The following is a 6,679-nucleotide window of genomic DNA, read 5'->3' as shown; positions in this document are numbered from 1 at the left end:
GCGACCTCGATCCGAGTATCCCGCCGGAGAGCGTCGAGCAATTGCGCGCAACCGCGTCCGATCTCGCCCGGGTGTACCGCTATGCCGACGCCGGCCACGCGTTCAACAACGACACTTCGACCAGCCACTACGCCCCGGATTCTGCTGCCCTCGCCTGGACCCGCACTATGGAGTTTTTCGCCGAAACCCTGTGATTGCCAATGTAAGTCAGGGAACCCGCTTGACCACCGTGCCGGTGATCTCGTCCTGAACCTGTTCAGCCGTTACCGCTCGACTCTGCGCCCGACGTGATCGGGTGAAGTAGTAGATGCCGATCACGGCAAGAACAAACGGCACCCCGAACACCAAGGTCATCTTGAAATCCTCGACCCACAATGTCGTGACGAGGATCGCGACCATGAGGACACCACCCAGTATCGTCCCCACCGGGAAGAACGGAATCGTGAACGAGAGGGTTCGTCCTTCGCTCGCCATCCGCTTGCGAAAGAACCAGTGCGTCACGAAGATCAGCAGCCACGTCGCCATCGCCCCGAACATCGACAGCGAGATCATCAAGGTGAATGCCTGCTCGGGAAAGAGCACGTAGACGATGGTTGCGACGGCGATACCCGACGTCGACAGCAGCAAGGCATTGACCGGTGAGCCGTTGGCCCTGACCTTGCCGAGAATGGCCGGCGCGTCACCAGCACGGGAGAGCGAGAACATCATTCGCGAAGACACGTACAGCTGACTGTTCATCGCGGACAGCGCGGCGATGATCACCACGAAGTTCAGCACACTGTCTGCGCCCGGAATCTTCACAACCTGCATCACCGTGACGAAGGGACTTCCGCCGCTCAAGATCTTGTCCATCGGAGCGATTGCCAGAATCAGGGCAAGCGTTGCGATGTAGAAGACGAACAGTCGGACGATCGTCACACGGAACGCCTTCTTCACCGCCACCGCGGGGTTTTCCGCCTCACCGGCTGCAATGGCGATCATCTCGATGCTCAAGTAGCTGAAGATCGATACGATCACGGCAAACCACATGCCGGACAAACCATTCGGGAAGAATCCGCCACCGGCCGTGTAGTTGTGAAATCCGTAGTCCGGGTTCCCGCTACCGAACACTACGTACGCTGCCATCACGATGAACGCCACGATCGCGAAGACCTTGATCGTCGAGAACCAGTACTCCATCGTTCCGAAGGCCTTGACGTTGAACATGTTCACGCCGATCAGCACTCCGGAGAACAACACGATCCACAGCCATGACGGTACGTCGGCGAACCAGAACTGCATATACTCACCGATTGCGGTGACCTCGGTACCGACCGCGAGGACGATGCACGACCAGTAGAGATAGCGAACGAGGAAGCCGATCAACGGTCCGACGTAGAACTCTGCGTACGCACCGAACGAACCTGATGTCGCATGTGCAACAGTCATTTCGGCGAGGGCACCCATCAGCAGGAGGGCGATCAACCCGCCGATCGCGTAACTGATGATGACGCTCGGGCCGGCAAAGCCGATGGCGAACTTACTGCCGAGGAAGAGTCCGGTGCCGATTGCACCGCCGAGCGCGATCATGCTCATCTGCTTGGGGCCGAGTTCGCGTTTGAGACCTGATTCTCGCTGCTGAATGTTTTCGAAATCACTCATGAAAGCTCCTTGCGAAAGGCGGTACCTCCCGGTCCGCGGAAACTTGGAAGAATCAGGTGACTGCGTCGCGCTCGCGGAATTCGGGGCGATCCCAGGACTTGTTCTCGAGGATGTCTCGCAACACGTCGACGGCGTTCCACACGTCGGCGTATCCGAGATAGAGCGGAGTGATACCGAACCTCAGCACTCCTGGTTCGCGGTAGTCGCCGATGACGCCCCGCGCGATGAGAGCCTTCATGATGGAATAGCCCTCGGGATGAACAAAACTCACGTGCGATCCACGACTCTCGTGTTCGCGCGGCGTGATCAACTCCAAACCGTAAGCAGCGCAACGCTCCTCGACGAGGCTGATGAAGAGATCGGCCAGCGCGAGCGACTTGCTGCGGATGTCGGCCATGTCAGCTTTGAGCATGACGTCGAGACCACACTCGACGAGTGACAACGACGTGATGGGTTGAGTACCACTCAGAAACCGTCGTATTCCTGCGCCGGGTTCGTAGGCCGACTCCATCGCAAATGGTCGCGCGTGCCCCCACCACCCGGACAGCGGCTGGATTCCGGTGTTCTGATGGCGACGGTTGACCCAGATGAATGCAGGTGAACCCGGACCACCGTTGAGGTACTTGTACGTACACCCCACCGCGAAGTCGGCGTCGGCACCGCTCAGATCGACAGTGACGGCGCCGGCCGAGTGTGCGAGATCCCAGATCATGAGGGCGCCACGTTCCTGCACTGCTGCAGTGACTTCCGTCATCGCATACAGGTTTCCGGTGCGGTAGTTGACGTGCGACAACATCACTACGGCGGTGTCCGGTCCTACTGCTTCGGTGAGGTCGCCCGGTTGGTCGATCAGGCGTAGTTCGTATCCCTGATCGAGCAGCGAGATGATGCCCTCCGCAATGTAGAGGTCAGTGGGGAAATTGTCGCGCTCGGAGACGATCACCTTCCGGCTGGGATCCTGTGCAGCCGCGATGGACAGCGCGGAGGCCAATGCCTTGAACAGGTTGATCGACGTCGAATCCGTTACTACCACTTCGCCTTCACCTGCTCCCAGCAACGGGGCAAGTTTGTCACCGAGGCGGACCGGGAGGTCGAACCATCCAGCCTCGTTCCAACTGCGAACCAAGCCGTTGCCCCACTCGTCGCCGATCACTCTCGCGGCGCATTCCTGCGCGGCAATGGGACGCGCGCCGAGCGAGTTTCCGTCGAAGTAGAGAACGCCCTCCGGAATCGCGAACTCGCGGCGGAACTCCCTCAGGGGATCCACTGCGTCGGCCTTGACGCAGTCTTCCAACGAAAGTGTGGTTGTCGATGTCATGACGATTCTTCTCCTGCATGTGTCGGCGTTGAGGGTGATGAAGGCAGAGTCCGGAGCACGGCGCGTACCGGGCTGGCATCGAGGTCGAGGAACTTCAGCGGCAGTGCGATCAACTCGTAGTAGCCTTCGTCGACGTCGTCGAGGCAAAGTCCTTCGAGGATCGCGACGCTACGATCGCTTGCCGCGTGGTGCCCGTCCATGGTCTTGCTGTCCATCGGATCGAACGAGGCGCCGTCGATTCCGATCAGAACTCCACCGCGGTCGGCGAACCAGTGGGTCAGCTCCGGAGATACACCGGCGAAGTCGTTGTCCCACTTGCGTGGGTACTTCGGGTACGTCCTCAGAATCAGCCGTTGCGGCAGATGTCCGCCGAGTCGCTCCACCGTCTCTTCGACGGGCCTGATGCAGGCGGCACCGTCGACCCCCGTCATGTCGACCACCAGTGCTTCGCCGAGATAGGGCTCGAGGGGAACGGAACCAATGGTCGCGCCGTCGATGCGAGTGTGCGCCGGCGCATCGGCGTGAGCACCGATATGCGGAGTGGTGGTGATTCGGTTGATGGTGACGGCGTCACTGCCGCCGAGGTCGGACGTGACAGCGCGGGTGAAGGCGGTATCGCCTGGCCACACGGGCGTCGATTCGGAGATCGGCGGGCTGATGTCGATCAACCGCGCCCTCCAGTCGCCCGTGTGGCGGCCGATCCTCGGAAACATCCAGACCCCTTCGTCGCAACAGTCGACTGTGTCGATCTCGACCGTTTGATAATTCGATGTGTTTGGCAAAAGCTAGGATCATCGACGGGCGCGGTCAATAGATGCTGAATATTTTCGCGACGGCAGGGAGAAATCGGATGATAAATGCGATCGAACGGGCAGCTGCCGCAGCTCGGCCGAATCATGTTCGGCTCGACGACGTCGATACAGCGATTCTCCGCGAACTCGTCCGGGATGCACGCATCCCCAACAACGCACTCGCCGAGAAGGTCGGGATAGCGCCGTCGACCGCTCTGGCGCGGATGCGTGCGCTACGCGAATCGGGCGTCATCAAGGGGTTTCACGCAGACATAGACCTCGAGCTACTCGGCCTCGAGATCTCGGCGATGGTGTCGATTCTGATTCACTCCCACGCCAGGAGCCGGATGACGGAAATTGCCGAGCACCTGAGCGGATTGGATTCCGTTCAGCGAGTGTTCCTGATGAGTGGGGACCGTGATCTCCTGGTACACGTGTCGTGTGAATCCCCCACTCGGCTTCGCGATTTCGTCAGCGCGCACCTCAACGATCCGGCCATCGCCAATACCCAGACCAACCTGATCTTCAGCGAACTGAGTCAAGGCGGCTGAACTGCAGCTGTCGCCAAGGCGTCTTCGGGTGCTTCCGAGATCGACACCTCGATTCGAACTTCCCCCACTAGAGTCGAACGGCATGTTGCCACTCGGGTTGTCCATGCTCTGGGAGTCGGTGGAGTCGGAAGCCGCTCTGAAGCAGCGATTCGGATTCAACAGCTTCCGCGCAGCCACCCATTGGGTCTCGGCGGTACTCGAGCAGACTTGGGGATTGACGGCCCTCGAATGCTCGCGAATGGCGATCAGTGACCAGAACGCGATCGTGTGGGTTGCGAGCGACCGCGGTGGGCTGGTGGTGAAGTGGTCGCGCGCCACAGAGCGCTTCGCGAACCTGGAGGCGTCGACGCGCCTGCTGAGCGCACTCGCCGCGCAGGGCGTGCCCGTTCCGTCACCAATCACGTCCCTGAACGGATTGGACCGGGAAACACTGCTGGTCCGGGAAACACTGCTGGCCTGGGAAACACTGGAAGGGCCTTCGTGCGCAGTGTCATTCACCGTACTGCCGGAGTTGGCGGGAGATTGGTTGGACGTGCAAGACCGCGCGGCGGTCCGTTCGGCAGGAGCATGTCTGGCAGAAATACACCGAACGCTCGGCGCCACCCATGTCGACGGATCGGTTTTCTCGTCGCGCAGCACCGGGTTGAAGGAGCGCATCGGTGGTTGGCTCGAGAATTTCGACCGCGGGTTCGCGCCTGAGGCAACGCGTAGGCTCGTGGGCCTCCTGGCGCGTGCGTCCGAGCTCGATGACCAAACTCAACTGGTACACAACGACTTCCGTGCAGCCAACATCTTGACTCGAAACTCTCGGACCACCGGAGTACTCGACTTCGACGACGTGGTGATCGACCACCGGGTGAGCGACCTGGCCAAGGCAAGCGTCTATCTGGGCACCCTGTTCACCGATTGGCGACCGACACCGATCGCGGTACGGCAGAGCCTGCGCGCCGGCTACGAATCCGTCCGTCCCCTCAGCCGATCCGAGACAGAATGGTTCGAGATCCTCGAGCTGTGGCACGGCCTGATGGCAATCCCGGGTGAGAACGACACCGCCGGTTGGGCATCAGCGTTGTGACAAAAGTGGGGACGCCGGTACCGGCGTCCCCACTTTCGTTCTGATCACATCAGGATCCGGCGCGGATCCATTCTTCGAGGTGCGGTGCCTCGGTGCCGATCGTGGTGCCGTCGCCGTGACCGGTGTGAACCTTGGTCTCGGCGGGGAGCGCGAACAGCTTGTCGCGAATGGACCCGATGATGGTCGGGAAGTCTGAGTACGACCGCCCCGTTGCGCCGGGTCCACCGGAGAACAAGGTGTCGCCGCTGAACAGTTCCCCCGCCTCGGGCAGGTAGAGGCAGGTCGACCCCGGGGAATGGCCCGGTGTGTGGATGGCCAGAATGTCCGTACCCGCCACAGCAATACGCTGATCATCTTCCAAGCTCAGATGCTTCACCCCGGGGTGAGTCATCTCCCAGAGGACATCGTCGGCCGGGTTCAGGTAGATCGGAGCGTCGAGTTTCTCGGCCAGCTCCGGCGCAACGGTGACGTGGTCGTTGTGGCCGTGGGTGCAGACGATTCCGATCACCTTGCGTCCACCGACAGCGTCGATGATCGGCTGCGCGGTGTGAGCTGCGTCGACGATCACCACTTCGTTGTCGTCACCGATCAGCCAGATGTTGTTGTCGACGTCCCATGTTCCGCCGTCGAGGCTGAACGTGCCCGAGGTGACGACGCGATCGACTCGCAATGTCACAGGACCACCACCGAACGAAGGACCTCGCCGCGGTGCATCGTCTCGAATGCCTTCTCGACCTCGTCGAGCTTGATGCGCTCGCTGACGAACTTCTCGAGCGGCAGACGCCCCTGCTGGTACAGGTCGACCAGAACGGGGAAGTCACGCTCGGGCAGGCAGTCGCCGTACCACGACGACTTGAGGGCTCCGCCGCGCGAGAAGAAGTCCACCAGCGGCATTTCCAGCTTCATGTCCGGCGTCGGAACTCCCACCAGCACTACGGTTCCCGCGAGGTCGCGGGCGTAGAACGCCTGCTTCCAGGTCTCGGGACGGCCGACTGCGTCGACAACCACGTCGGCGCCGAAACCTCCGGTCAGCTCCTGGACCGCTTCGACGACGTCGTCGACCTCGGTGGCATTGATCGTGTGCGTGGCACCAAGTTCCGTGGCCCACTCCAGCTTTCGAGGATCCCGGTCGATGGCGATGATGGTATTGGCACCGGCCAGGCGTGAACCCATGATCGCTGCGTCGCCGACGCCGCCACACCCGATCACGGCCACTGAATCACCGCGTCCGACGTTGCCGGTGTTCATCGCGGCACCCATGCCGGCCATGACGCCGCAACCGAGCAGTCCGACGACAGCCGGA

8 protein-coding genes are annotated in these 6,679 nt (G+C 61.4%); 3 read left to right on the top strand and 5 right to left on the bottom strand.

Annotation, left to right across the window (positions count from 1 at the left end; genetic code table 11):
• A partial coding sequence (locus tag A2J01_RS23515) for a dienelactone hydrolase family protein (protein WP_197494280.1) occupies positions 1 to 194 on the top strand: 194 nt, incomplete at its 5' end.
• Between the two features lie 13 nt (positions 195 to 207).
• On the opposite strand, the gene A2J01_RS23510 is transcribed toward A2J01_RS23515, so the two are convergent.
• From A2J01_RS23510 to kynB, 3 genes are read right to left on the bottom strand one after another with little or no spacing between them, the layout of a single operon-like run.
• The gene (locus A2J01_RS23510; RefSeq protein ID WP_064113701.1) at positions 208 to 1,641 is read right to left on the bottom strand and encodes an amino acid permease; all 1,434 of its coding nucleotides are present in this window, start codon (positions 1,639 to 1,641) and stop codon (positions 208 to 210) included.
• 52 nt (positions 1,642 to 1,693) lie between these two features.
• Positions 1,694 to 2,959, bottom strand: coding sequence for a kynureninase (gene kynU / locus A2J01_RS23505; RefSeq protein WP_054187491.1), 1,266 nt, complete (start codon positions 2,957 to 2,959; stop codon positions 1,694 to 1,696).
• Positions 2,956 to 3,672, bottom strand: coding sequence for an arylformamidase (kynB, locus tag A2J01_RS23500; RefSeq protein ID WP_054187492.1), 717 nt, complete (start codon positions 3,670 to 3,672; stop codon positions 2,956 to 2,958). Before kynB ends, kynU begins: the two co-directional genes overlap by 4 nt.
• 137 nt (positions 3,673 to 3,809) lie before the next feature.
• Here kynB and A2J01_RS23495 point away from each other — a divergent pair, with 137 nt between their 5' ends.
• Positions 3,810 to 4,301, top strand: coding sequence for an Lrp/AsnC family transcriptional regulator (locus A2J01_RS23495; RefSeq protein ID WP_007730865.1), 492 nt, complete (start codon positions 3,810 to 3,812; stop codon positions 4,299 to 4,301).
• Between the two features lie 82 nt (positions 4,302 to 4,383).
• On the top strand, positions 4,384 to 5,376 hold the full coding sequence (locus A2J01_RS23490) for a phosphotransferase enzyme family protein (RefSeq protein WP_064113700.1): 993 nt from the start codon (positions 4,384 to 4,386) through the stop codon (positions 5,374 to 5,376).
• A 49-nt stretch (positions 5,377 to 5,425) separates the two neighbouring features.
• On the opposite strand, the gene A2J01_RS23485 is transcribed toward A2J01_RS23490, so the two are convergent.
• Positions 5,426 to 6,052, bottom strand: a complete 627-nt coding sequence (locus A2J01_RS23485; RefSeq protein WP_007730862.1) for an MBL fold metallo-hydrolase — start codon at positions 6,050 to 6,052, stop codon at positions 5,426 to 5,428.
• The coding region (locus tag A2J01_RS23480; RefSeq protein WP_156519374.1) for a zinc-binding dehydrogenase at positions 6,049 to 6,679 on the bottom strand (631 nt) is incomplete at its 5' end. The genes A2J01_RS23485 and A2J01_RS23480, both read right to left, overlap by 4 nt.

It is taken from the genome of Rhodococcus sp. EPR-134 (genome assembly GCF_001647205.1).
In the GTDB taxonomy this organism is placed as follows: Bacteria; Actinomycetota; Actinomycetes; order Mycobacteriales; family Mycobacteriaceae; genus Rhodococcus_F; species Rhodococcus_F qingshengii.
This window is presented reverse-complemented; position numbering and strand designations above follow the sequence as displayed.

Coding starts and splice junctions, on each gene's coding strand:
- A2J01_RS23510 (WP_064113701.1), bottom strand. CDS start 1,641: ATGAGTGATTTCGAAAACATTCAGCAGCGAGAATCAGGTCTCAAACGC.
- A2J01_RS23495 (WP_007730865.1), top strand. CDS start 3,810: ATGATAAATGCGATCGAACGGGCAGCTGCCGCAGCTCGGCCGAATCAT.
- kynB (WP_054187492.1), bottom strand. CDS start 3,672: ATGTTTCCGAGGATCGGCCGCCACACGGGCGACTGGAGGGCGCGGTTG.
- kynU (WP_054187491.1), bottom strand. CDS start 2,959: ATGACATCGACAACCACACTTTCGTTGGAAGACTGCGTCAAGGCCGAC.
- A2J01_RS23490 (WP_064113700.1), top strand. CDS start 4,384: ATGTTGCCACTCGGGTTGTCCATGCTCTGGGAGTCGGTGGAGTCGGAA.